The sequence below is a fragment of the Autumnicola lenta genome (assembly GCF_031846515.1).
In the GTDB taxonomy this organism is placed as follows: domain Bacteria; phylum Bacteroidota; class Bacteroidia; order Flavobacteriales; family Flavobacteriaceae; genus Autumnicola; species Autumnicola lenta.
Genome location: NZ_JAVRHO010000014.1, coordinates 1 through 21,656, shown reverse-complemented (window position 1 = coordinate 21,656; position 21,656 = coordinate 1). Strand labels below are relative to the sequence as shown.

General features: G+C 39.6%; 23 protein-coding genes. 14 read left to right on the top strand and 9 right to left on the bottom strand.

Features of this window, described 5'->3' with window-relative positions; translation table 11 throughout:
* The first annotated feature begins 8 nt into the window (after positions 1-8).
* From RM545_RS10905 to RM545_RS10885, 5 genes are all read left to right on the top strand, one after another.
* Positions 9-656 carry a hypothetical protein gene (locus tag RM545_RS10905; protein WP_311495311.1) on the top strand — a complete coding sequence of 216 codons (648 nt, stop codon included), beginning with the start codon at positions 9-11 and terminating at the stop codon, positions 654-656.
* A 10-nt stretch (positions 657-666) separates the two neighbouring features.
* The gene (locus tag RM545_RS10900; protein ID WP_311495310.1) at positions 667-1,677 is read left to right on the top strand and encodes a sugar phosphate nucleotidyltransferase; all 1,011 of its coding nucleotides are present in this window, start codon (positions 667-669) and stop codon (positions 1,675-1,677) included.
* An 82-nt stretch (positions 1,678-1,759) separates the two neighbouring features.
* Positions 1,760-3,130 (top strand): tetratricopeptide repeat protein, encoded by a 1,371-nt coding sequence (locus tag RM545_RS10895; protein ID WP_311495309.1) that lies wholly within the window; start codon positions 1,760-1,762, stop codon positions 3,128-3,130.
* On the top strand, positions 3,131-3,904 hold the full coding sequence (gene lolB1 / locus RM545_RS10890) for a lipoprotein insertase outer membrane protein LolB1 (protein WP_311495308.1): 774 nt from the start codon (positions 3,131-3,133) through the stop codon (positions 3,902-3,904). It begins immediately after the preceding gene.
* Complete coding sequence (locus RM545_RS10885) at positions 3,901-5,121, top strand: murein hydrolase activator EnvC family protein (protein WP_311495307.1); 1,221 nt, start codon at positions 3,901-3,903, stop codon at positions 5,119-5,121. The genes lolB1 and RM545_RS10885 overlap by 4 nt, the downstream gene beginning before the upstream one ends.
* Positions 5,122-5,197: 76 nt before the next feature.
* On the opposite strand, the gene RM545_RS10880 is transcribed toward RM545_RS10885, so the two are convergent.
* Both RM545_RS10880 and RM545_RS10875 read right to left on the bottom strand, forming a co-directional pair.
* The gene (locus RM545_RS10880; RefSeq protein WP_311495306.1) at positions 5,198-5,707 is read right to left on the bottom strand and encodes an acyl-CoA thioesterase; all 510 of its coding nucleotides are present in this window, start codon (positions 5,705-5,707) and stop codon (positions 5,198-5,200) included.
* 61 nt (positions 5,708-5,768) lie between these two features.
* Positions 5,769-6,698: an HU domain-containing protein gene (locus RM545_RS10875; protein ID WP_311495305.1), complete on the bottom strand. Its 930-nt coding sequence runs from the start codon at positions 6,696-6,698 to the stop codon at positions 5,769-5,771.
* 96 nt (positions 6,699-6,794) lie between these two features.
* On the opposite strand from RM545_RS10875, the gene dprA reads away from it, so the two are divergent.
* Complete coding sequence (gene dprA / locus RM545_RS10870; RefSeq protein ID WP_311495304.1) at positions 6,795-7,895, top strand: DNA-processing protein DprA; 1,101 nt, start codon at positions 6,795-6,797, stop codon at positions 7,893-7,895.
* 9 nt (positions 7,896-7,904) lie between these two features.
* Here the strand turns inward: dprA and RM545_RS10865 are convergent, their stop codons facing one another.
* Together RM545_RS10865 and trpS are read right to left on the bottom strand one after the other, a co-directional pair.
* A complete protein-coding gene (locus RM545_RS10865) occupies positions 7,905-8,324 on the bottom strand; it encodes a hypothetical protein (RefSeq protein WP_311495303.1) in 420 nt (139 codons plus the stop codon).
* A gap of 44 nt (positions 8,325-8,368) precedes the next feature.
* Complete coding sequence (gene trpS, locus RM545_RS10860; RefSeq protein WP_311495302.1) at positions 8,369-9,337, bottom strand: tryptophan--tRNA ligase; 969 nt, start codon at positions 9,335-9,337, stop codon at positions 8,369-8,371.
* Positions 9,338-9,412: 75 nt separating this feature from the next.
* Here trpS and RM545_RS10855 point away from each other — a divergent pair, with 75 nt between their 5' ends.
* Positions 9,413-10,156 (top strand): lysophospholipid acyltransferase family protein, encoded by a 744-nt coding sequence (locus tag RM545_RS10855; RefSeq protein ID WP_432264583.1) that lies wholly within the window; start codon positions 9,413-9,415, stop codon positions 10,154-10,156.
* Here RM545_RS10855 and RM545_RS10850 read toward each other — a convergent pair.
* The 4 genes from RM545_RS10850 to recA form a co-directional block, all read right to left on the bottom strand.
* Positions 10,153-11,616 carry a cell envelope integrity TolA family protein gene (locus RM545_RS10850; protein WP_311495300.1) on the bottom strand — a complete coding sequence of 488 codons (1,464 nt, stop codon included), beginning with the start codon at positions 11,614-11,616 and terminating at the stop codon, positions 10,153-10,155. The two genes, RM545_RS10855 and RM545_RS10850, sit on opposite strands and share 4 nt — an antisense overlap.
* Before the next feature lie 31 nt (positions 11,617-11,647).
* Entirely contained in the window at positions 11,648-12,190 is a 543-nt protein-coding gene (locus RM545_RS10845) for an RNA polymerase sigma factor (RefSeq protein WP_311495299.1), read from the bottom strand.
* A gap of 12 nt (positions 12,191-12,202) precedes the next feature.
* Positions 12,203-12,703, bottom strand: coding sequence for a hypothetical protein (locus RM545_RS10840; RefSeq protein ID WP_311495298.1), 501 nt, complete (start codon positions 12,701-12,703; stop codon positions 12,203-12,205).
* Positions 12,704-12,810: 107 nt separating this feature from the next.
* The gene (recA, locus tag RM545_RS10835; RefSeq protein ID WP_311495297.1) at positions 12,811-13,824 is read right to left on the bottom strand and encodes a recombinase RecA; all 1,014 of its coding nucleotides are present in this window, start codon (positions 13,822-13,824) and stop codon (positions 12,811-12,813) included.
* 206 nt (positions 13,825-14,030) lie between these two features.
* Here recA and trhO point away from each other — a divergent pair, with 206 nt between their 5' ends.
* From trhO to RM545_RS10800, 7 genes are all read left to right on the top strand, one after another.
* A complete protein-coding gene (trhO, locus tag RM545_RS10830) occupies positions 14,031-15,062 on the top strand; it encodes an oxygen-dependent tRNA uridine(34) hydroxylase TrhO (RefSeq protein ID WP_311495296.1) in 1,032 nt (343 codons plus the stop codon).
* 208 nt (positions 15,063-15,270) lie between these two features.
* Positions 15,271-16,440: a PSP1 domain-containing protein gene (locus RM545_RS10825; RefSeq protein ID WP_311495295.1), complete on the top strand. Its 1,170-nt coding sequence runs from the start codon at positions 15,271-15,273 to the stop codon at positions 16,438-16,440.
* Positions 16,433-16,924, top strand: coding sequence for a gliding motility lipoprotein GldH (locus RM545_RS10820; RefSeq protein ID WP_311495294.1), 492 nt, complete (start codon positions 16,433-16,435; stop codon positions 16,922-16,924). The genes RM545_RS10825 and RM545_RS10820 overlap by 8 nt, the downstream gene beginning before the upstream one ends.
* A gap of 11 nt (positions 16,925-16,935) precedes the next feature.
* Positions 16,936-19,272 carry a penicillin-binding protein 1A gene (locus RM545_RS10815; protein ID WP_311495293.1) on the top strand — a complete coding sequence of 779 codons (2,337 nt, stop codon included), beginning with the start codon at positions 16,936-16,938 and terminating at the stop codon, positions 19,270-19,272.
* Between the two features lie 110 nt (positions 19,273-19,382).
* The gene (locus RM545_RS10810; RefSeq protein WP_311495292.1) at positions 19,383-20,081 is read left to right on the top strand and encodes a CoA transferase subunit A; all 699 of its coding nucleotides are present in this window, start codon (positions 19,383-19,385) and stop codon (positions 20,079-20,081) included.
* Positions 20,082-20,113: 32 nt separating this feature from the next.
* Entirely contained in the window at positions 20,114-20,473 is a 360-nt protein-coding gene (locus RM545_RS10805) for a four helix bundle protein (RefSeq protein ID WP_311495291.1), read from the top strand.
* Positions 20,474-20,622: 149 nt separating this feature from the next.
* Positions 20,623-21,276, top strand: coding sequence for a 3-oxoacid CoA-transferase subunit B (locus RM545_RS10800; protein WP_311495290.1), 654 nt, complete (start codon positions 20,623-20,625; stop codon positions 21,274-21,276).
* Positions 21,277-21,363: 87 nt separating this feature from the next.
* On the opposite strand, the gene RM545_RS10795 is transcribed toward RM545_RS10800, so the two are convergent.
* Positions 21,364-21,656 (bottom strand): DUF6616 family protein (locus RM545_RS10795; RefSeq protein WP_311495289.1); only part of this gene is annotated, 293 nt, incomplete at its 5' end.

Here is a 21,656-nt window from a genome sequence, read left to right as displayed (position 1 = left end):
ACCATTGAATGAAGTTCGACAACGAATTTAAAGAAGCTATAAGCCATTTGCCCGATAAGGAAAAGGACAAATTAATTTTACGATTACTAAAAAAAGACCTGAATCTGGCCAATCGTTTACATTTCGAACTGGTAAGTACGATTACCGTAGAAGAAAGGCGCGATAAAATGAAGAAGCGAATTATAGCCGAGGCAAAAAATATGGGCGAGCGGTTTTATTCTGTAGGTTACCTAAATATGGAAATAAGGTCATTAAGTGGTGAAATTAGTGAACATGTTCAAATAACAAAGGATAAAATTGGTGAAGCAAGTTTAAATTTACTTCTGCTTTTAGAAGTTTTAAAATATAACAACAACAATATTATACTGGGAAGGCCTGCTAAAGTTAGAAAACTTTGTATTGCAATAATTGCAAGAGTATTTAAAATTCTAATTTTGATCAATAAGATGCACGAGGATTATCTGCTTGAATTTGAAGAAAATCTTCGTGACCTGGGGTTATTGATTGGAGAAAATTCTCATTTAATGAAATTTGCCATTCAACATGGTTTAGATGTAAATTGGCTTATCCAGGGAGAAATTCCTGATGACATTATAGAAATACATAAAGATCTTAAAGAACGAGGTTATTTAAGCACAAGAGTTATACAATTTTAAAATAAGAAAAATGAAGATTATAGTACCAATGGCAGGACGTGGATCAAGATTACGTCCTCATACTTTAACTGTTCCAAAGCCATTAATTCCTATTGCAGGGAAACCTATAGTACATCGATTGGTGGAAGATATTGCAAAGGTTTTGGATGAGAAAATAGACGAAGTGGCCTTTATAATTGGGGAAGATTTTGGTGAAAAAGTAGAGACCGATCTTAAGAAAATTGCTGAAATTCTAGGTGCAGCATGTAGTATTTATTATCAGGACAAACCTTTGGGAACCGGCCATGCAATTATGTGTGCGAAGGAATCTCTTAGCGGCCCGGCAGTTATTGCCTATGCCGATACACTTTTTAAGGCCGATTTTACGTTAGACAAAGATGCCGACAGTGTGATTTGGGTGAAACAGGTGGATAATCCAAGTGCTTATGGGGTAGTTCAGCTTAATGACCAACGGGAGATTACAGATCTTGTGGAAAAGCCGGAAGATTATGTCTCAGATTTGGCAATTATCGGCATCTACTATTTTAAAGATGTCGCTTTACTAAAGAAAGAGTTGCAGGGAGTACTTGATAAAAACATCATCAGGGGCGGAGAGTACCAAATTAATGATGGTATTGAAGCCATGAAGCAAAACGGACTCAGATTTGTACCTGGGAAAGTTGACGAATGGATGGACTGCGGAAATAAAAACGTTACCGTGGAAACTAACGGCAGAATGCTTAACTTTTTGCATCAGGACGGCGAAAAGCTGATATCCGATTCGGTGAAAATAAAAGATTCTGAAATTACAGAACCTTGTTATATTGGTGAAAATGTAGAATTGACCAATGCAAAAATAGGTCCTAATGTTTCTATTGGAAACGGTACAAAAATTACTGATTCCACAATCAAAAACAGTTTGATACAGACTTTTGCTGAAGTAAAGAACGCAAAGCTGGATAATGCCATGATTGGGAACTTCGCCAAATTTGATGGTGATTTTTCTGAAATAAGTATTGGGGATTATTCGGTTTTAGAATAAGGAAAAAGTAAACCTCGCAGATTTTCAAAACCTGTGAGGTTTTTAAAAAACCCGGTCTTCAAGGGCCTCAAAGGTGTTATAAATGAGAAGAACCATCCTGATATTTGCCATTTTAGGGACTGTACTCTTTCAGGAGGTACAGGCCCAGGAGGAGGAGCAAATGCTTCAGGAGGTGAACAGGGACGATCTTGGGAATGTTTCAGACCAGTTTCAGGAGAATTTCTTTGAGGCACTTAAGCAAAAGGGGATTGAGAACTACGAAAAAGCGATAAGTGCCCTGGAAATCTGCAAAAAGCTGCAGCCAGACAACGCTGTGGTCTTTTTCGAGATCGGGAAGAATTACAGGGCGATGGAGCAGTACGAAAAGGCGGTGGAAAACTTCAGTATTGCACATGAGCTTGAACCGGGAAGAGAAGCAATCCTTGCAGAGCTCTATAGTACATACATGGAAGTACAGGATTATGCTGCCGCCGCTTCAGCAATTAAGAAGCTCGTGAAAATTGACAATTCTTATACTGAAGATCTTGCAAATGTCTATATGCTTAACCAGCAGTACGATGAGGCTTTAGCTGTTCTTGACAACCTTGATAAAAAGCTGGGCAACAGCAATTATCGGGAAAGGATGCGGAGACAAATTTATGCTTTAACAGACAACACGGTAGCTCAAATTGACAATTTAGAAGAAGGAATTGCTGCCGATCCCGAAAATGAACAAAATTATCTCAACCTGATTTATGTTTACAGTCAGGATGGTAATCAAGAGGAAGCCTATAATACTGCACAGGAACTGCTTACTGCCCATCCCGGCTCTAGTCTGGTTCACCTTGCGCTGTATAAATTTTATCTGAATAGGGGAGAACCAAAGGAGGCTGTTAACTCCATGAAAATTGTTTTTAGAAGTGAAGAAGTAGATCCTGATTCTAAATACAAGGTGCTGAACGATTTCTTACTCTTTGTACGGGAAAATCCTGAGTATGATGAGGAGCTAATGGAAGTAGCCGGTTTACTTTCACAACTTGAAGAAAAACCGGAGCTATATCAGGAACTGGGGCTATATTTTTTGAAGAATAACAGGAAGAAAGAAGCACTTGAGTTTTTCCAGAAAGGATTGGAAAAAGATTCTAATAACTTCAATCTTACGAAAAACACGCTTCTGCTTCAGTTAGAATTCAGGGAGATGGAAGCAGCAAATGAATTAAGTGAAGGTGCTCTCGAGATTTTTCCGGCTCAGCCGATATTTTATCTTCTCCGGGGGTTAACTTTAAATGCTCTCGAGAGTTATCAGGAAGCAGAGGAAATTCTTACTTTTGGCCTGGATTATGTAATAGATGACAGGCGAATGGAAGCCGACATTTATGAGCAGCTCGCAATAGCCAATGCTGGATTAAATAAAGCCGGAAAGGCAGAAGAATTCAGCCGGAAAGCCGAAATGTTAATGAAAGAAATTAATTAGATGTACAGTAGAATAATAGTATTAGTAGTTCTAACAACGATAATGGTCTCCTGTGGAGGTGGGCGCGGGACCAAAAGGATAGCGACTAAAGATGCTGAGGCAGCCAATATTATTGCAAAGCACTACGATAACGAAATTCAGTATAACACAGTATCGGGAAAACTGAGGGCGGTTTATCAGGATGAAGATAGGACGCAATCGGTAAACCTTAGCTTCAGGATGGAGAAGGATAAAGCCATCTGGATGAGCGCCACTGTTCTTGGCTTTCCGGTTGCCAAAGTTTATATCACGCCCAACTCGGTAAGTTATTATGAAAAAATCAGTAAAAGTTATTTTGATGGTGATTTCAGTTTGATTAGTGAATGGCTGGGAACTCCTTTGGATTTCAATAAACTCCAAAACCTGTTGATTGGGCAGGCCATTTATGATCTACGGGAAGAAGCCTATGAAATGGTGCAGAGCCCCCGTGGTTATCAGTTTTTACCTGAAGAAACCAACAGCAGTATAAAAAAAATGTTTTTACTGAACCCTGCTAGTTTAAAAGCATCTGCTCAACAACTTGCGCAGGAAGCCGAGAGCAGGAGCGTTACTATAACTTATTCGGATTACCAGACGATAGATGGGAAGTTATTTCCTGAAAATATTAAAATTATAGCGAATGAAGGTGGTCAACCTACTAACATTGAAATTACCTATCGCTCGGTAGAGTTTGATGAAGAAGTGAGCTTTCCGTTTGATATTCCTTCAGGATATGATGAAATTAGTGTAGAATGAGACTGAAGAAGATTGTAAATATCGCTTTTTTTTTGATTCTGGTATGTGTCGGTGTTAATGGTTTTTCACAGACGAACCGGGAAGAACTGGAGAAAAAGAGACTGGAGTTAAGAAATGAGATCAGGCGGATTAATGAACTCCGATCTACGAATAAACAGAAAGAAAAATCTGTTTTAACACAGGTTGAGGATCTGAGTCAGCAAATTAAAAGCACAGAAAATCTTATAAAAGTCACCAATCAACAGGCGAACCTGCTCACGCAGGAAATCAATTCCAATACGAGAAAAATTTCCTCATTGCGTAAAGAACTTGAGCAACTAAAAGAGGACTACGCAAGAATGATTGAAAAATCATATAAAAGTAAATCTCAGCAGAGCAGGGTAATGTTTTTATTGTCTTCTCAAAGCTTTCTGCAGGCCTATAAGCGCCTTCAGTATATGAAACAGTATACAAACTACCGGAAGCAGCAGGGAGAGCAAATAAAGGCTCGTTCTGAAGATTTACAGCGCCTTAATTCCAGTCTGGCAAGCCAGAAAGAGGAAAAGGAGAAACTAATTGCTGAAAACCGGAAGACGAGACAGCAATTGGAAGAAAACCGAAAGTCACAGCAGGCGTTAATGGCCACGATTAATAAAAAAGAAGGGCAATTTGCAACTCAAATAAGACAGCGGCAGCAGGAAATTAATAAAATTGACCAGCAAATTGAGGAAATGATACGTGCATCGATTGCAAAAGCAAACGAAGGAAGCGGCTCTACTTCCCGGGACGTGTATGAACTTACACCTGCTGCAAAAGCACTGGCTGCAGATTTTGCCAAGAACAAAGGGCAGCTGCCATGGCCGGTGAAATCTGGAGTGGTAACCATGCAATTTGGGGAACATGCACACCCTATTGTGAAGACCGCGAGAATAAACAATAATGGTGTAAACATAGATACAGATACCGGTGGAAAAGCAAGAGCGGTTTTTAACGGTACAGTGAGCGAAGTGCAGCTTCTAAAAGGGGCAAATAAAGCGGTGATGGTGAGACATGGAGATTATATTACCATTTACGACAATCTTGATAAAGTATATGTGAAAAAGGGAGATGTCGTGAGCACCGAGCAGGAGATAGGGGAAATCGCAACAAATCGTAGTACAGGCAAGACAACCTTACATTTCCTGATCTTCAAAAACACTCAGAAAATGAATCCGGCAGATTGGGTTTATCAGATGTAAAATGAATATTTTATCTCTATAGAAGCAATTTTTTGGCCTATAGAGAATGCACAGAATTCTTTCTAATTAGAATAACTTATTTAAACAAAGCTTTAAGCTCTGTGGCTTCATTGGGTTTAAGTTTTCCTGCCAGCACCAGGCTTAACTGTTTGCGCCTAAGGGCAGCAGCAAAACGATCTTTTTCAAGGTCTGTTTCTGGCTGGAGTGGCGGTACCTGAATTGGAGCGCCCGTTTCATCTACCGCAACAAAGGTATAGATAGCTTCATTAGCCTTAGATCTTTGCCCACTTTCCCTGTCTTCAACCCACACATCTATAAAAATTTCCATAGAAGATTTAAAAGCGCGGGAAACAGCAGCTTCCACTGTTACTACACTTCCAAGGGGAACAGCTTTATTAAAAGCAACATGATTTACAGAAGCCGTTACAACGATCCTGCGGCTATGTCTTCGTGCGGCAATACTTGCAGCGCGGTCCATGCGTGCCAGCAATTCTCCACCAAACAAGTTGTTCAACGGATTAGTTTCACTGGGAAGTACCAGATCTGTTAAAGTTGTACGTGATTCTGCGGGCGTTTTAGCGTCCATTTAGTATCGGGATTTTCGGCAAAAATAGGGCGCAAAAGATGATTTATGCGCTAAAGAAGTATTAAAGTTCCTGAACAAGTAACCAGGCAGATTCGTTGGTTTTTTTAACCTCACGAAGCATGTTTATAGCATCCCTCCTGGTCTGGTGGCTCGCATACACCACCTGATGAAGACCGTATTTATTAGCACCTATTAATCGCGCTTTGTGGCCTTCAGCACGAAGTTCATCCACTTTTTTTGCGGCATTTTCCTCGACTCTAAAAGCACCGGCGACAATATGATAGTTTCCGGATTGCTTTTCAACATTAAAAGTTACTGCCGGTAAAGGATTGTCAATTATAAAGGTTGCCTGCTGGATTTGTTGCTGAAGCTGACCTTCGGCTTCCTGTTGTTCTGCAATGTTATGTTTGGAAACCTGGTCGCTGTAAATATTTAAACCTGCAAGACCGGAAAGTCCCAGTGCCAGTATTCCTACTGCTGCATACTTTAAATACGAAGATTTACGTCTTTCCGGAGTAAAAAGAAAAGGCGCTTTCTCTTCAATTTCTTCAACTTGTTCCTTATAAACTTCTCTATTTACCACTCCTGCCTGGAAAGAATCCAGTCCAAAGGAATCTGTAAAATAATTTATGCTGTTGTAAGGTTCAAATGCTATAATATTTTCTGAAGAAAACACAAACTTGCCGATATTTGGCAAATCTGCCTGCTTATCTTCCTCGAGAGACTTTTCAAGCGAAGCTGCAAATTCACTAATTGCATAAACCGCATTGCTGTAAGAAACCTTTTCAGCCTCCGCAGTATAATTGGCAAGAAGACCATCGTTCTTCTGCAATTGCCTGTTAAAGGAAACGGTCTTTTTTGGAGGATAGAAAGATTCTGTTTCTTCATCTATATAAGCGGACTGCTTCTGAGAAAGGAAAGCTCCAAAACCCGGAAGTATCACGCATTCGTAACGATAGAGTAAATCCTGAATGTGCTTAGCTATGTTCATCGGTACAAAAATAAGAGTTCCAGCAGTAGGATAAAGTTACCGAAAGAATTTTTATTAACAAATGTTTTTTTCTGTATTTTTAGGCAAACTCCCTTAATGGATTCCTCTGAACTGATTAATATCCTTGCTTTACAGCATATCCCTAATCTTGGGGACAACACCGCAAAAAAGCTAATCAGGCATTTTGGAACTGCCGAAGCAATTTTTAAAGAAAAAAAGCATAATTTATTAAAGATTAACGGAATTGGTGAATCCCGGCTCCAGGGATTCCATAACTCTGATCATTTTAAAGCTGCAGAAAATGAACTGAAGTTTATCGAAAAAAACAATATTGGATATTCTTATTTTCAGGATCAGGATTACCCTGAAAAACTCAAACACTGCTTTGACGGTCCAATCCTGCTTTTTAAAAGAGGCAATATCGATCTTCATCAAAAAAGAATCATAAGCATAGTTGGTACCAGAAGGATTAGTAGTCACGGCACGGCTTTTTGTGAAGAATTAATTGAAGAACTTAGTCCGCTTGATCCCGTAATAGTTTCCGGATTTGCTTATGGGGTGGATATTACAGCGCAAAAAGCTGCGGTAAAACATGGATTGCAGACGGTTGGCTGCCTTGCACATGGCCTCAATCAAATTTATCCGAAGGTTCATAAAAGGTATATGCCTCAGGTTGAAGAAAACGGTGGGTTTTTTACTGATTTTTGGAGTACTGACAATTTTGATAGAAATAACTTTTTGAAAAGGAACAGGATTATAGCCGGATTAAGTGAAGCCACAATAGTTATTGAAAGTGCCGAAAAAGGTGGCTCCCTGGTTACAGCCGATATTGCCAATTCCTACAACCGGGAAGTCTTTGCCGTGCCCGGCCGACCCGGAGATGTGCACAGCAAAGGTTGTAATAATCTTATTAAATCTCAGAATGCGCATGTGCTGACCTCTGCTGCAGATCTTATTTATATCTTAAACTGGGAGATAGAGAAGAAAAACGCAGCTGTTCAAAAGCAGCTCTTTGTAGAGCTGGAACCAGATGAGGAGGCCATTGTGGAATTTTTAAGGGAGAAGGGAAAAGCACAATTAGATACAATTGCTCTAAATTGTAATTTTCCGACCTATAAAACCGCATCGCTTTTACTTAATATTGAATTAAAAGGAGTGCTGAGGCCCCTGCCGGGAAAATTATTCGAAGTGATTTAGAAAAGAACATTATACAACTTCAAAACCATCTCCATAAGCTTCCTCTTCAGTTAAGAAAACGCCTTCTATAATTTCAATAATTTCGGTAACTTCATTTAAATAAAAACAGAATTCTTTAAGTGCTCCTTTTTCTTCGGAAATTTCGCTGATGTCGCACAGAATCTCTTTCGAAACAGCGTAATCCTTCTGGTATTGGGGAGTTGTCACCCGTAGAATAAAAATATCCTTTATCTCCTTCTGAAGCTGCGTTCCATCCTCTAATTCTGCTTTAAGCAAAAAAGGCTCATCTTCTAAGATATCAACCTTCTCTACATCTTCTACTTTAAAAGATTTTGTCCAGAGATATTGCTGTTTATCTTGTTGATGTTCATCGGCTTTATCATCAGAAAAATCAACATTTACAGATTTATAAACTATTTTAAGCGTCATGTGTGCTGGTAGATTTTTTATAGAACATTAAACCTTTACCGTTCCTAATATCCAACTTTTCCCCTAACGCGTTTTAAAACTCCGTTGGCTACTGCGGAAGCTTTTTCAGCACCAAGACTTAATGCTTTATCCAGTTCCGGAAGGTTGTTCATATAATACTCATACTTCTCTCTTGGCTCCTGAAATTTCTCCTTCAGAACTTCAAAAAGTGCTTGTTTAGCATGTCCGTAACCATAATTTCCGCCTTCATAATTCCCTCTCATCTCCGCAGTCTGAGCCTCTGTTGCCACAAGTTGATATAACGCAAAGACATGACAGGTGTCAGGGTTCTTCGGTTCTTCCAGAGGAGTACTGTCCGTCTGGATTCCCATTACCTGTTTCCGTAGCTTTTTATCTGTCTGGAAAAGGTTGATGGTGTTCCCTTTGGATTTACTCATCTTTTCACCATCGGTTCCCGGCACATACATAGTATTTTTTTCAACCTTAGCTTCAGGAATAACAAAAACCTCTCCCACTTTTGTATGGAATCTGGACGCGACATCACGTGTAATTTCCAGATGTTGCAACTGGTCTTTCCCTACCGGGACAACTTCAGCATCATAAAGAAGGATGTCTGCCGCCATCAACATGGGATAATTGAATAATCCCGCATTAACATCTTCCAGCCGGTCTGATTTATCTTTAAAAGAATGTGCGAGCGTCAAACGTTGGAAAGGAAAAAAACAACTTAGATACCAGGAAAGCTCTGTAACCTGCGGAATATCACTTTGCCTGTAAAAAACGCTTTTCTCAATGTCCAGACCGCAGGCGAGCCAGGTGGCCGCTACAGAATAGGTGTTGTTCCTTAGAGTTTCCGCATCTTTAATCTGGGTTAAAGAGTGCATGTCTGCAATAAAAATAAAAGAATCATTTCCCGGCTGATTTGCCATATTTATCGCCGGCATTATTGCACCCAATAAATTTCCCAAGTGCGGTGTTCCCGTACTTTGTACTCCCGTAAGTATTCTAGACATTGTTCTTTTTCGATTTTTTACAAAGTTATCTTTTTTAGCGAAATCAGTCGACTCATTTTAGTACTTTTGGTTCCTATGGGGGTACTCAAAAAGTTCGCATTATCTTTATGGCGTCTCTGGTTCTATATATTACTGGGACTACCTATTATAATAATGTTACCAGTTCTACTGGTTGTAGCTTCTTCAGAAAAATTTTATCCTCAATACTTTATCTGTGCAAGGATCTGGGCCAAATGCATTTTGTACGGGATGGGTTTGTTTCCAAAAGTAAAGCATGAACAGCAGATGGAAAAGGACAAGAGTTACATGCTTGTGGCCAATCATACTTCTATGGTGGATATTATGCTGATGCTGGCAGTAAATAAGCATCCGTTTATTTTTGTTGGAAAGATGGAGCTGGCAAGAATTCCGCTTTTTGGATATTTTTACAGGCAAACCTGCATTTTGGTGGACCGAAAAAGTCAACGCAGCAGGCAGGAGGCTTTTAATGAGGCACAGCGAAGGCTAAAACAGGGAAATAGTATCTGTATTTTTCCCGAAGGAGGTGTTCCCGGGCATCAAAACCTGTTGCTGGATGAATTTAAGGATGGCGCTTTTAGATTGGCAATAGAGCACCAGATTCCTGTTGTACCTTTCACTTTTTATGATACTAAAAAGCGCTTCTCGTACGACTTCTTTTCCGGTGGACCCGGGAAGCTTCGGGCAAAAGTGCATCATTTTATTCCTACTAAAGGAATGGCTGTGGCAGATAAAAGAACACTTAAAGAACAAACGCGGGAAGTAATTCTACAGGAGCTTAAAAATCCTTCTTTCGATTAAAATTTATAACTTAAACCGGAGTAAATTCCGAAGAAAAACGGCTGCACATCTTCAGTGTTTTTAAAGGTATTAAGCTGATATTTAAAAATAGGTTCAAGATTTACTTCGAAATTAGGAATGAGTTCATAGCCTAGTCCAACACCGATATTTGTACTAAAACTAACATTATTAATATTGTTGGCTTCGCCAAGTTCTGTTCTCTGATTATTTGACGTAAGGCTCACGCTGTTGTTATCAAGAAAAAGACTACTACCACCTCCAATGAGGCTTAAATCGAATTTGTTATCAATTAAAGCATATTCTATCTCCACAGGAACTTCTATAAATCCATATTGCTGATTTATTTCTCCGGGAATACTCACAGCAGCAGCTCCAAAGCTATTAGATAACTGGTCAAAATTCGGCAAACCTGATGCCGGAGCCTGAGTGGCAATTTCTACAACATTAAGCTCGGTGCGATAATCTATACTTGCAATATTTTGAGCAAAGGCTGTGGTGGTATAGGAAATTTGCTCAATATTATAACTTATATTCATCTTGCTCACACCGGTTCGAATTTTCACTTTTTCAGATAAAGTATAGGCAACATTTACCCCGTAGGCCATCGTTACCTGCGAAGAAGAATTATTATTACTGAAACTGGGAGAAATTGCATTGCCGCTGCCCATATTATCATAGAAAATAGGTGCCGCAAAGGTGCTAAGTCTGATTTTGCTTTTTTCGGCCTCTGCTAATTTAACATCCGGCTTATTTTTTTCTTCAGCAAGCGCTGCAAGGGCATTTTTCTCTTCTTTTTTGGCTTCTGCAATGTTTTTTTGAGCAATTTCTTCCTGAAACTGCTTTTTATCAGAATTTTCTTCATTTCCTGCCTCAATTTGGCCTTTTTCATCCTCGTAAGCCTCTTTTTGACTAGCGATTGCTTCAGAATTTATATTTTCTTCAGCATAAGCATCGTTTTTATCTGAAGCATTTTGAGCAATGCCTGTTTTTTGCCAATTATCGGCATTATATCCTTCAGTCGGTGTATTTTCTTTTCTGTCTTCTGAAGAATTTATCGTATTTTCTTCAGTGCTTTTATTATTACCAGCTAATCCGAAATTTGACGAGCTACCGGTAGTGCCGGAGATTATATTATTAAGTAATTGTGAAGCATTTTTGATAGTAGAATTATTTTCGGGTAAATTAAATTGGGGACGGTAGATGTCTTCATCTTCCACAACGAACTGCGTTTCGGGAGTTGCTCCCGGTCCCGTATTTAAGAAGTATGCGAGTCCCAGAATGACAGCAATAGTGGCAGCGACTCCGCCCACTTTGTACCATAGCGGAATAATAAGCGGCCTTTTACGCTTCTTTTCTTCCAGCCTGGCTGCAATATTTTTCCAGACTTCTTCCCTTGGAGAAGCTTCAAAATCCTTGAATTTCTCCTGGTAAAGCCGGTCTATATTTTTTCTTTCTTTCATCTTCATCAATTTATAGGCTAATCAGCCTCAGCTATAATGACTGTGCCTGACTGTCGTTTTGATGGCTTACAATTTTATCCTTCAGAATATTCCTGGCCCGCGCCAGGTTGGATTTTGAAGTTCCTATAGAAATTCCCAGTAGTTCAGAAATTTCCTGGTGGGAATGCCCGTCCAGCGCATAAAGGTTAAAAACCTGCCTGTACCTATCCGGCAATTCCTGGACAGTTTTCAGTAAAAAATCTGCATGAATTTCATCTTCTTCTACCTCAACATCGGGTTCTTCCATTCGGTCTTCGTTTATAATTTCATAAAACCTGTGTTTTCTGTGCTTTTGAAGAGCGGTATTTATAACAATACGCTTCATCCAACCTTCAAACGAACCCTGGTCTTTGTATTGGGAGATTTTTTCAAATATGGTAAGGAAGCCGTCCTGAAGATTATCTTCAGCTTCGTGATAACCGGAAGAATATTTGAGGCACAGGCCAAAAAGCTTATCGGCGTATAACCGGTAAAGCTCCTCCTGTGCCTTAATATCCTGTTTCTTACAGTTTTTTATGAGCTTCTTTAGACTCACCAAATCTTGATGTTAATTGCTGCTTTCGTCTCCTGTACCTTCTTCTTCAGAATCGTCGGGTGCGCCAACCGGAACATCCACAGTAATATATTCTCTTTCATTTGTAGAAGATACTCCGGTTAATAATTTAAACTGAATCGTGGTGTACTGTGAGCTCGAAGAAACATTGAAATTTTCACGGGCTCTTTTTGTTTCAGTAAGCTCACCCTCTTCGTCGCATTCAGTTAAATTTGGATCATAAGAAGTGATTGCATGAATGTAGTAAACAAAAATATCCTCATCATCTTCATCTTCTGCACCTGCCTGATCGAAACCCGCAAAAGTGTGGCATGCATCAGGCAATTCATAAGTAACGTCAATTTCATAATCCTCGCCGGGTTCAATAAATTCCGGTAAATTATGACCAGTAATTTCAGCAAGTTCATAAGCAATGTTAAGGCCGTCGTCATCAGTATCACAGCTCACAAAAGTCAACACCGAAATTAGTAACAAAGCAAACTTTTTCATTTTCATTTAAATTAGGGTTTATAATTATTTTTCTACCCTATAGATGCAAAAGTGCTGAAAAGGTTGCGTCAAGCTCAAAAAAAATCCCTTCGAAAAGGGATTTTAAAAATTTGCTATTCGTTAGCGACTTTAATTGCTTGCTTTATCTTGGTTTCCAGCTCATCCATTAAATCTGGATTGTCTTTAAGGATCGTTTTTACAGCATCCCTTCCCTGGCCGAGCTTAGTATCTTCGTAGCTAAACCATGATCCGCTCTTTTTGATGATTTCATAATCTACACCAATATCAATAATCTCCCCGATTTTAGAGACACCTTCGCCATACATGATATCAAATTCGGCAGTTTTAAAAGGAGGTGCAACTTTGTTTTTCACCACTTTTACGCGGGTTTTGTTACCCATCACATTGCTGTTGCTGTCTTTAATTTGTGTCGACCTTCTAATATCCAGCCTTACCGAAGCATAAAATTTAAGCGCATTACCACCCGTAGTAGTCTCAGGGTTTCCAAACATTACTCCAATTTTCTCCCTCAACTGATTAATGAACATTACCGTACAATTGGTTTTGCTAATGGAAGCAGTCAGTTTTCTAAGTGCCTGGGACATTAAACGGGCATGAAGTCCCATTTTGGAGTCTCCCATTTCCCCTTCAATTTCACTTTTTGGGGTTAAAGCCGCAACAGAGTCGATTACAATAATGTCTATCGCTCCCGAACGGATTAGATTATCTGTGATTTCAAGAGCCTGCTCACCGTTGTCTGGTTGTGAAATAATCAGGTTTTCTATATCTACACCAAGTTTTTCAGCATAGAAACGGTCAAAAGCATGTTCTGCATCAATAAAAGCAGCGATACCTCCGGCTTTTTGAGCTTCAGCAATAGCATGAAGCGTAAGGGTGGTTTTACCCGAAGATTCCGGTCCGTAAATTTCAACAACCCTACCGCGCGGATATCCTCCCACACCCAAAGCCAGATCAAGTCCCAGCGAGCCGGTTGGAATGGCATCTACATCCACGATCGCCTGATCGCTCATTTTCATAACCGTACCCTTTCCATAGGTTTTATCCATCTTATCCAGGGTAAGCTTAAGGGCCTTTAATTTTGCTTCTTTTTCTTTATCGTTGCTCATAATTTTTTTACTTTTTGAAGAGCTGCTAAATTAACATAAGTTTTGCTGCATCACAATTTTAAAATAGGCATTCTCTATCTAATATATTTTTACTGTAACTAATTAAAGATAAACTTATTTGAAGCTTCTAAAACAAATTTCTGCTTTTTCATTTTAAGCCTTATCTTTGCTCAAATTTTTCTTTTACTCTTATAAATTGGTATAGCATGCAACTGTACAATAAATTAAGCGCTAAAGAGAGAGCAGCATTAATTGAAGAAGCCGGGGAAGACCGGTTGACGCTCTCTTTCTATGCCTACGCGAAAATAGGTAACCCCGAATTATTCCGAAACCATTTATTTATAGCCTGGGACCACATGGGCGTTCTTGGGAGGATTTATGTGGCCCACGAAGGTATAAATGCCCAGCTTTCTGTTCCTGCTCAAAATTTTGATACCTTCAAAAAATTTCTTGATGAGATCTATTTTCTTGAGGATGTACGGTTGAATATCGCTATTGAGCACGATGCAAAAGCTTTTTTAAAGCTGAAGGTAAAAGTGCGCAACAAGATAGTTTCCGATGGTCTTAACGATGCCAGTTTTGATGTTACCAATCGCGGAATTCACGTAGATGCAGAAAAATTTAATGCGCTGTTAGAAGATCCCAATACCGTATTGGTGGATATGAGGAACCACTACGAGAGCGAAATTGGGCATTTTAGAGGTGCCATCACTCCAGATGTGGATACCTTCAGGGATTCGTTGCCAATAATTGAAGAAGATTTAAAAGATTATAAGGAAGATAAAAATCTGGTAATGTATTGCACCGGCGGAATCCGGTGTGAGAAAGCCAGTGCTTATTATAAGCACAAAGGCTTCAAAAAAGTTTTTCAACTTGAAGGGGGAATTATTGAGTATGCCCGGCAGGTAGAAAATCAAAAACTGGAGAATAAATTCATCGGAAAGAATTTTGTGTTCGATCACCGTCGTTCCGAGAGAATTTCAGAAGATGTTATTGCGCATTGCCACCAGTGTGGGAAACCTTGTGACACCCATGTTAATTGTGCTAATGAAGCTTGTCACCTGTTGTTTATTCAGTGTGAAGACTGCGCCATGGAAATGAATGATTGCTGTTCTGAAGATTGCATGAAAACCAATTCTTTGCCTTACGAAGAGCAAAAAGAACTGCGCAAAGGAAAGGGCAACAGCAATAAAATCTTTAAGAAGGGACGCTCAAAGGTTTTGAAATATAAAACCTAAGTTGCCGTTCTGTAAATGGTGGTGCCAATAAATATTGGTATCTTTACTGTTAATATTTTTTACTAATCTAAAGGTGGTGCCGAAAGATTTGTATCAGATTGCCGTTAAAGTTCGCTTTACAGGCTTTCCGGAGATGCAAAATGTTGAATTTTAGAGCATGTCGATAGTACAGATATAAAAGGCAGCTACCTACAATATATATAAATTTATGGCTTGCACCAGTTGCTCGACCGGTAAAGACGGTCAGCCAAAAGGATGTAAAAATAACGGAACCTGCGGAACAGACGGATGTAATAAACTTACTGTTTTTGACTGGCTTTCCAATATGTCTCTCCCTAATGGCGAAGAACCCTTTAATTTTGTTGAGGTACGCTTCAAAAACGGGAGGAAACATTTCTTCAGAAATTCTGAAAACCTAAGCCTTAGTATGGGGGACGTGGTGGCTACAGAAGCTTCGCCGGGCCATGATGTGGGGATCGTTAGCCTCGCAGGGGAGCTTGTTAGGGTTCAAATGAAGAAGAAGAAAGTCGCACCAGATAGTGATGAGGTTTTAAAAGTTTATCGCAAAGCTTCGCAGCGGGATATTGATGTTTGGCAGGAAGCGCGTGACAGGGAAGATAAAATGAAGGTTCGCGCACGGGAAATCGCTATTCGCCTTAACCTTCAGATGAAAATTAGCGATATCGAATTCCAGGGGGATGCTTCAAAAGCAACCTTCTATTACACTGCAGACGATCGGGTGGATTTCCGGCAGCTAATTAAAGAATTCGCAAGAGAGTTCAATACCAGGATTGAAATGAAGCAAATTGGCCTGCGCCAGGAAGCTTCACGATTAGGAGGTATTGGTTCCTGCGGAAGGGAATTATGTTGTTCTACGTGGTTAACAGATTTTAGGTCTGTAAGCACTTCTGCAGCTCGTTATCAGCAACTTTCTTTAAATCCGCAAAAGCTTGCAGGACAGTGCGGGAAGCTGAAATGTTGTCTTAATTATGAGCTCGATACTTATCTTGAAGCTTTAAAATCTTTTCCAAGAACAGACACTAAACTCTACACCAAAAAAGGAACGGCAGTATGTCAGAAAATTGACATTTTTCAGGGGGTACTTTGGTATGCTTACGAAGGGGAATGGATGAACTGGCATAAATTAACTGCAGAACAGGCTAATAAGATTATCGTTTCCAATAAGAAGAAAGAACCGGTTGGTAGCCTGGAAGAATATGAAGTTGTTTTACAGCTGGAAGAGAATAAGAAGCCCGATTTTAATAACGTAGTTGGGCAGGACAGTCTTACCCGTTTTGACAATCCGAAGGCTTCTACAGGAAAAAGAAGAAATAAGAAAAGAAAGAAGAGGAAAGGTAAACCTTCAAAAAATGGGTAAAGGTCTTTTTTTACTGTTGACGGTTTTTTCTTTTTTAGGTTTGTATTCCTGTGATTCAGACCGTGTTTTCGATGAATATAAACCGGTGTCTTCATGGAATAAAGATTCTGTTGTTGCGTTTAGGGTAGATGAACTGGATTCACTGGAGACATACGATCTTTTTTTGAACATTAGGAATAACAGTGAATATAAGTACAGCAACCTTTTTGTAATTACCGAAATTGAATTTCCGTATGGTAAGGTAATTACCGATACGCTGGAATACGCCATGGCGGCGCCAGATGGAACATGGCTTGGTACGGGTTTTGGTGATGTAAAGGAAAGTAAACTCTGGTACAGGGAAAATGTACGTTTTCCGGAGCCGGGTGAGTATGAAGTCCGCATAAAACAAGCCATGCGAAAGAATGGTGAAGTGGAAGGAATAGAAAATTTAGAAGGTATTACCCATGTGGGCTTTCGCATAGAGCATAGCGCACAGCAATAGTTATAAAGTAAATGGCTACGTCAAAAAAAAAGAAAGCAGCACCCAAAAAAAGTAAAATATCCTACATCATTGGTTTCTGGAGCATATTTGGAATAGGAATTCTTCTTGTAATTATCCTTTTTCTAATGGCCGGCTGGGGTGCATTTGGTAAAATGCCGACTTTTGAAGAGCTCGAAAATCCTGAAACAAACCTGGCTACAGAAGTTTTTTCTTCCGATGGAAAAACCCTTGGCAAATATTACAATGAAAACAGGACACCGGTAAAATATGATGATTTACCAGAAAATCTTGTAAAAGCGCTAGTAGCAACAGAAGATGAAAGGTATTATCACCACTCCGGGATTGATGCCCGCGGTACACTTCGTGCTGTGGCTTACTTAGGATCAAGAGGTGGTGCGAGTACCATCACTCAGCAGTTATCAAAATTGCTGTTTTCTGATACTCCCAATAATAAGGTGGAACGTGTTTTCCAGAAGATTAAAGAGTGGGTTATTGCCACGCGATTGGAGAGACAATATACCAAGCAGGAGATTATTACTATGTACTTAAATAAGTACGATTTTCTTTACCAGGCAGTGGGAATCCGTTCGGCCTCAAGGATTTATTTCGGAAAGGAGGCAAAAGAATTAAAAACTGAAGAAGCTGCCGTTCTGGTAGCGATGCTTAAAAATCCAATTTTATATAATCCTGCAAAGGAAGAGTTCAGAGATAATGCGCTTAGAAGGAGAAATCAGGTGCTTAAACAAATGGAAAAGAATGGGTATTTGACTCCTTCAGAAAAGGATTCGCTGCAGTCCCTTCCACTTAAATTAAATTTTTCTCCTGAAGGGCACGATGAGGGAATGGCAACTTACTTTCGGGCTTATGTACAGCGCTTTCTTAGTGAATGGATTGATGAAAACCCGAAGCCAGATGGTTCAGAATATAATATTTACCGTGACGGTTTAAAGATTTATACAAGTATAGATTCAAAAATGCAGGAATATGCTGAAGAAGCTGTAGACCGACATATTTCACATCTTCAGAAGGAATTTACACGACAAAATAAAAATAATCCTACGGCACCTTTCCGTGATGTGGATGAAAGCGAAGTTCAGCAGATTGTTAATAGCTCCATTAAGCGATCAGTCCGGTGGAAGGAAATGAAGGATAAAGGAATATCTGAAGATGAAATCCTTGCTTCTTTTGATAAAGAGCGGGAAATGCGTGTTTTTGACTGGACCAGTCCTAACCACACAAAAGATACCATTATGACGCCACGGGATTCGATTTTTTACTACAAATCTTTTCTTCAGGCAGGAATGATGTCTATGACACCTCAAACCGGGGAAGTAAAAGCCTGGGTAGGAGGTACCGATTTTAAACACTTTAAATACGACCATGTTAAACAGGGGAAACGTCAGGTTGGGTCTACCTTTAAACCTTTTGTTTATGCTACGGCGATCGATCAACTAAAATTATCCCCTTGTGATACGCTTCCGAAGAATAGGTTTACGATTGAAGAGGGAAAGTATGGACTTCTTAAAGACTGGTCACCTCAAAACGCCGGAAACGATGCCGACAGTTACGTAGGTATGATTTCCTTAAAAGATGCGCTTGCCAATTCTGTAAATACAGTGACTGCCAGACTTATTGATAAAACCGGCCCCAGACCTGTAATAGACTTGCTGGACAAGCTGGGAATAGATACTGAAAATATTCCTGAAGTACCTTCTATTGCGCTTGGTACTCCAGATTTAAGTTTATTCGAAATGGTTTCTGCATACAGTACTTTTGCTAACGAGGGTGTGTATGTAAAACCTGTTATTGTTAATAGAATAGAAGATAAAAACGGAACTGTGTTATTCCAAAATGTTCCGCAGACCCGCGACGTGCTTAGCAAGGAAGCCGCCTATGTAACCGTTAATCTTTTAGAAGGGGTAACCCAGTCTGGATCTGGAGTTAGATTAAGAGGTAACTATGCGACTAACCTGGATCATTATAAGCGTGCTGTTACGGGTTATCCTTATAATTTCGATACCAGTATTCCAATTGCGGGAAAAACGGGAACTACCCAAAACCAGAGTGATGGCTGGTTTATGGGCATGGTTCCTAACCTGGTTACCGGCGTTTGGGTTGGAGCAGAGGACAGATCTGTCCATTTTCCAACTATAACTTATGGACAGGGAGCGACTATGGCGCTGCCTATTTGGGGAATGTACATGAAGGACGTTTATGCCGATGATGCGCTGAATATTTCCAAAGGAGAATTTCCTAAACCTGAAGATCTTACTATTGAAGTGAATTGTAACAACTATGTAGGTTCTAATGACCCTGATAGTGATGTTCCCGATGAACTGGATTTTTAGAATTACATTAAAAATTTGCATCTGTTTTTTCTGATATCTTAATTTACTGTGGCTTTCGCATTGTTACAGCTATTTTATTTTCGTATTTTTCTGAATAAAAATTTTAGAAGATGATTCGAAAAGCTGTAGCTAATGTAGAGGAAGCCTTAGAGGGAGTTAAGGACGGAATGACTTTGATGCTGGGAGGATTTGGCCTTAGTGGGATTCCCGAAAATTCCATTTCTGAGCTTGTACGACTCAACATTAAGAATCTTACCTGTATTTCCAATAATGCCGGAGTCGATGATTTTGGCCTTGGACTTCTACTTCACAAGAAACAAATTGATAAAATGGTATCTTCTTATGTGGGGGAAAATGCTGAATTTGAAAGACAGATGCTTAGCGGTGAACTGGAAGTAGAACTTATTCCTCAAGGCACGCTGGCAGCAAGATGCCAGGCAGCTCAGCAGGGATTTCCTGCTATCTATACCCCTGCCGGTTATGGAACTGAAGTTGCCGAAGGTAAAGAAACCCGGGAGTTTGACGGAAAAATGCATGTGCTTGAAGAGGCTTTTAAAGCAGATTTCTCTTTAGTAAAAGCATGGAAAGGGGATAAAGCAGGTAATCTTATCTTCAAGGGAACTGCGAGAAATTTTAATCCTTTAATGTGTGGTGCTGCAAAAGTTACAGTTGTAGAAGTAGAAGAACTGGTGGAGCCCGGAGAACTCGATCCAAATCAGATCCATATTCCGGGAATATTTGTACAAAGGATCTTTGAAGGAAAAAATTATGAAAAGAGGATTGAGAAGAGGACGGTACGGGAAAAGTAATTTGAAAATTTGCCAATTTGAGGATTTGAAAATTGAGAGATGACAGGAAAAATATAATTGTAGATAAAACCTTTGAATTTGCACTAAAGGTCATTAAATTTTCTGAAGAGTTAAGAGAAAATAAAAAGTTTGAACTTGCTTCGCAATTTTTTAAATGCGGCACTTCAATAGGAGCAAATGTTCGAGAAGCTCAGAATGCTGAAAGTCCGGCAGATTTTATACATAAGTTTAAAATAGCAGCAAAAGAGGCAGATGAATGTGCGTATTGGCTGGAATTATGTCAAAAATCTGAATTGCTGCCCGATCCACCGGAAGCGCTAAAGGTAGAAATAGATAGTATTATCAGAATTATATCTAAAATTATTAGTTCAAGTAAGAGGATTGGTAAATGAAGTTTAAAAGGTATAATGCTCCAATTAAAGTAACTTTAATTGGATTTATATATGAAAAAGCTGCAAAAGAGCCCGAATAAGAAAAATGATTAAAGACGGATAAAAACATTTTCAAATCAGCTAATTTTCAAATTCTCAAATTAAAAGAAATGTTAGACAAAGAAGGAATCGCGAAGCGAATAGCAAAAGAAGTTAAGGATGGATATTACGTCAATCTTGGAATTGGAATTCCCACACTGGTCGCAAATTTTGTTCGGGATGATATTGAAGTTGAATTCCAGAGTGAAAACGGAATTCTGGGGATGGGACCTTTTCCTATAGAAGGAACTGAGGATGCCGATCTTATAAATGCCGGAAAACAAACCATTACTGCACTTCCCGGTGCCAGTTTCTTCGATTCGGCCATGAGCTTCGGAATGATCCGTGGTAAGCATGTGGATCTGACCATTCTTGGCGCAATGGAAGTTGCGGAAAACGGTGATATAGCCAATTGGAAAATTCCGGGGAAAATGGTGAAAGGAATGGGAGGCGCGATGGATTTAGTTGCTTCCGCAGAGAATATTATAGTGGCTATGATGCATACCAACAGGGCCGGAGAATCTAAATTACTTTCCAAATGTACACTACCGCTCACAGGGGTCGGCTGCGTCACAAAAATTGTGACGAATCTGGCTGTGCTTGAGGTTACCAAAAATGGTTTTAAGCTTCTCGAACGAGCTCCGGGAGTCAGTACAGAAGATATAAAAGCAGCAACGGCCGGAAAGCTAATTATTGAAGGGGAAATCCCGGAGATGCAATTATAACTTTTCCTTCTGAAGATTCAGCTGGTTTATAGATTCGGCAATGAATTAAAAAAGAAGAAAAGTCGAAATAGCATCACAGGAGACGACTTAACCTCCCTCATTTATTCCTGTAGCGTTAGCCTCTAAATTAATCATAAATTCCAGTGCCTGGTCTAAAGGTATTATTTCACCTCTGCTGTTAACCTGAGAAAAACAATCATACCAACCAGAATCTGAAATAGCTTTTTCCAATTTTTTCACATAGTCCCGTGAAGGCATTTTCCAAACGGCCATGTAACGGTAATCGCTTCGATGAGGTGTATGTTCATCATTCATTGCCCAACCTACATTCTCAACTCCTGAATTGGTTAACTCCTTTATTCCGTCATTTACCTGGTTTA

Bases quoted from the DNA above. Each gene is read 5' to 3' on its own strand.
- RM545_RS10905 (WP_311495311.1), top strand. From the start codon at position 9: ATGAAGTTCGACAACGAATTTAAAGAAGCTATAAGCCATTTGCCCGAT.
- RM545_RS10900 (WP_311495310.1), top strand. From the start codon at position 667: ATGAAGATTATAGTACCAATGGCAGGACGTGGATCAAGATTACGTCCT.
- RM545_RS10895 (WP_311495309.1), top strand. From the start codon at position 1,760: ATGAGAAGAACCATCCTGATATTTGCCATTTTAGGGACTGTACTCTTT.
- lolB1 (WP_311495308.1), top strand. From the start codon at position 3,131: ATGTACAGTAGAATAATAGTATTAGTAGTTCTAACAACGATAATGGTC.
- RM545_RS10885 (WP_311495307.1), top strand. From the start codon at position 3,901: ATGAGACTGAAGAAGATTGTAAATATCGCTTTTTTTTTGATTCTGGTA.
- RM545_RS10880 (WP_311495306.1), bottom strand. From the start codon at position 5,707: ATGGACGCTAAAACGCCCGCAGAATCACGTACAACTTTAACAGATCTG.
- RM545_RS10875 (WP_311495305.1), bottom strand. From the start codon at position 6,698: ATGAACATAGCTAAGCACATTCAGGATTTACTCTATCGTTACGAATGC.
- dprA (WP_311495304.1), top strand. From the start codon at position 6,795: ATGGATTCCTCTGAACTGATTAATATCCTTGCTTTACAGCATATCCCT.
- RM545_RS10865 (WP_311495303.1), bottom strand. From the start codon at position 8,324: ATGACGCTTAAAATAGTTTATAAATCTGTAAATGTTGATTTTTCTGAT.
- trpS (WP_311495302.1), bottom strand. From the start codon at position 9,337: ATGTCTAGAATACTTACGGGAGTACAAAGTACGGGAACACCGCACTTG.
- RM545_RS10855 (WP_432264583.1), top strand. From the start codon at position 9,413: ATGGGGGTACTCAAAAAGTTCGCATTATCTTTATGGCGTCTCTGGTTC.
- RM545_RS10850 (WP_311495300.1), bottom strand. From the start codon at position 11,616: ATGAAAGAAAGAAAAAATATAGACCGGCTTTACCAGGAGAAATTCAAG.
- RM545_RS10840 (WP_311495298.1), bottom strand. From the start codon at position 12,703: ATGAAAATGAAAAAGTTTGCTTTGTTACTAATTTCGGTGTTGACTTTT.
- recA (WP_311495297.1), bottom strand. From the start codon at position 13,824: ATGAGCAACGATAAAGAAAAAGAAGCAAAATTAAAGGCCCTTAAGCTT.
- trhO (WP_311495296.1), top strand. From the start codon at position 14,031: ATGCAACTGTACAATAAATTAAGCGCTAAAGAGAGAGCAGCATTAATT.
- RM545_RS10825 (WP_311495295.1), top strand. From the start codon at position 15,271: ATGGCTTGCACCAGTTGCTCGACCGGTAAAGACGGTCAGCCAAAAGGA.
- RM545_RS10820 (WP_311495294.1), top strand. From the start codon at position 16,433: ATGGGTAAAGGTCTTTTTTTACTGTTGACGGTTTTTTCTTTTTTAGGT.
- RM545_RS10815 (WP_311495293.1), top strand. From the start codon at position 16,936: ATGGCTACGTCAAAAAAAAAGAAAGCAGCACCCAAAAAAAGTAAAATA.
- RM545_RS10810 (WP_311495292.1), top strand. From the start codon at position 19,383: ATGATTCGAAAAGCTGTAGCTAATGTAGAGGAAGCCTTAGAGGGAGTT.
- RM545_RS10800 (WP_311495290.1), top strand. From the start codon at position 20,623: ATGTTAGACAAAGAAGGAATCGCGAAGCGAATAGCAAAAGAAGTTAAG.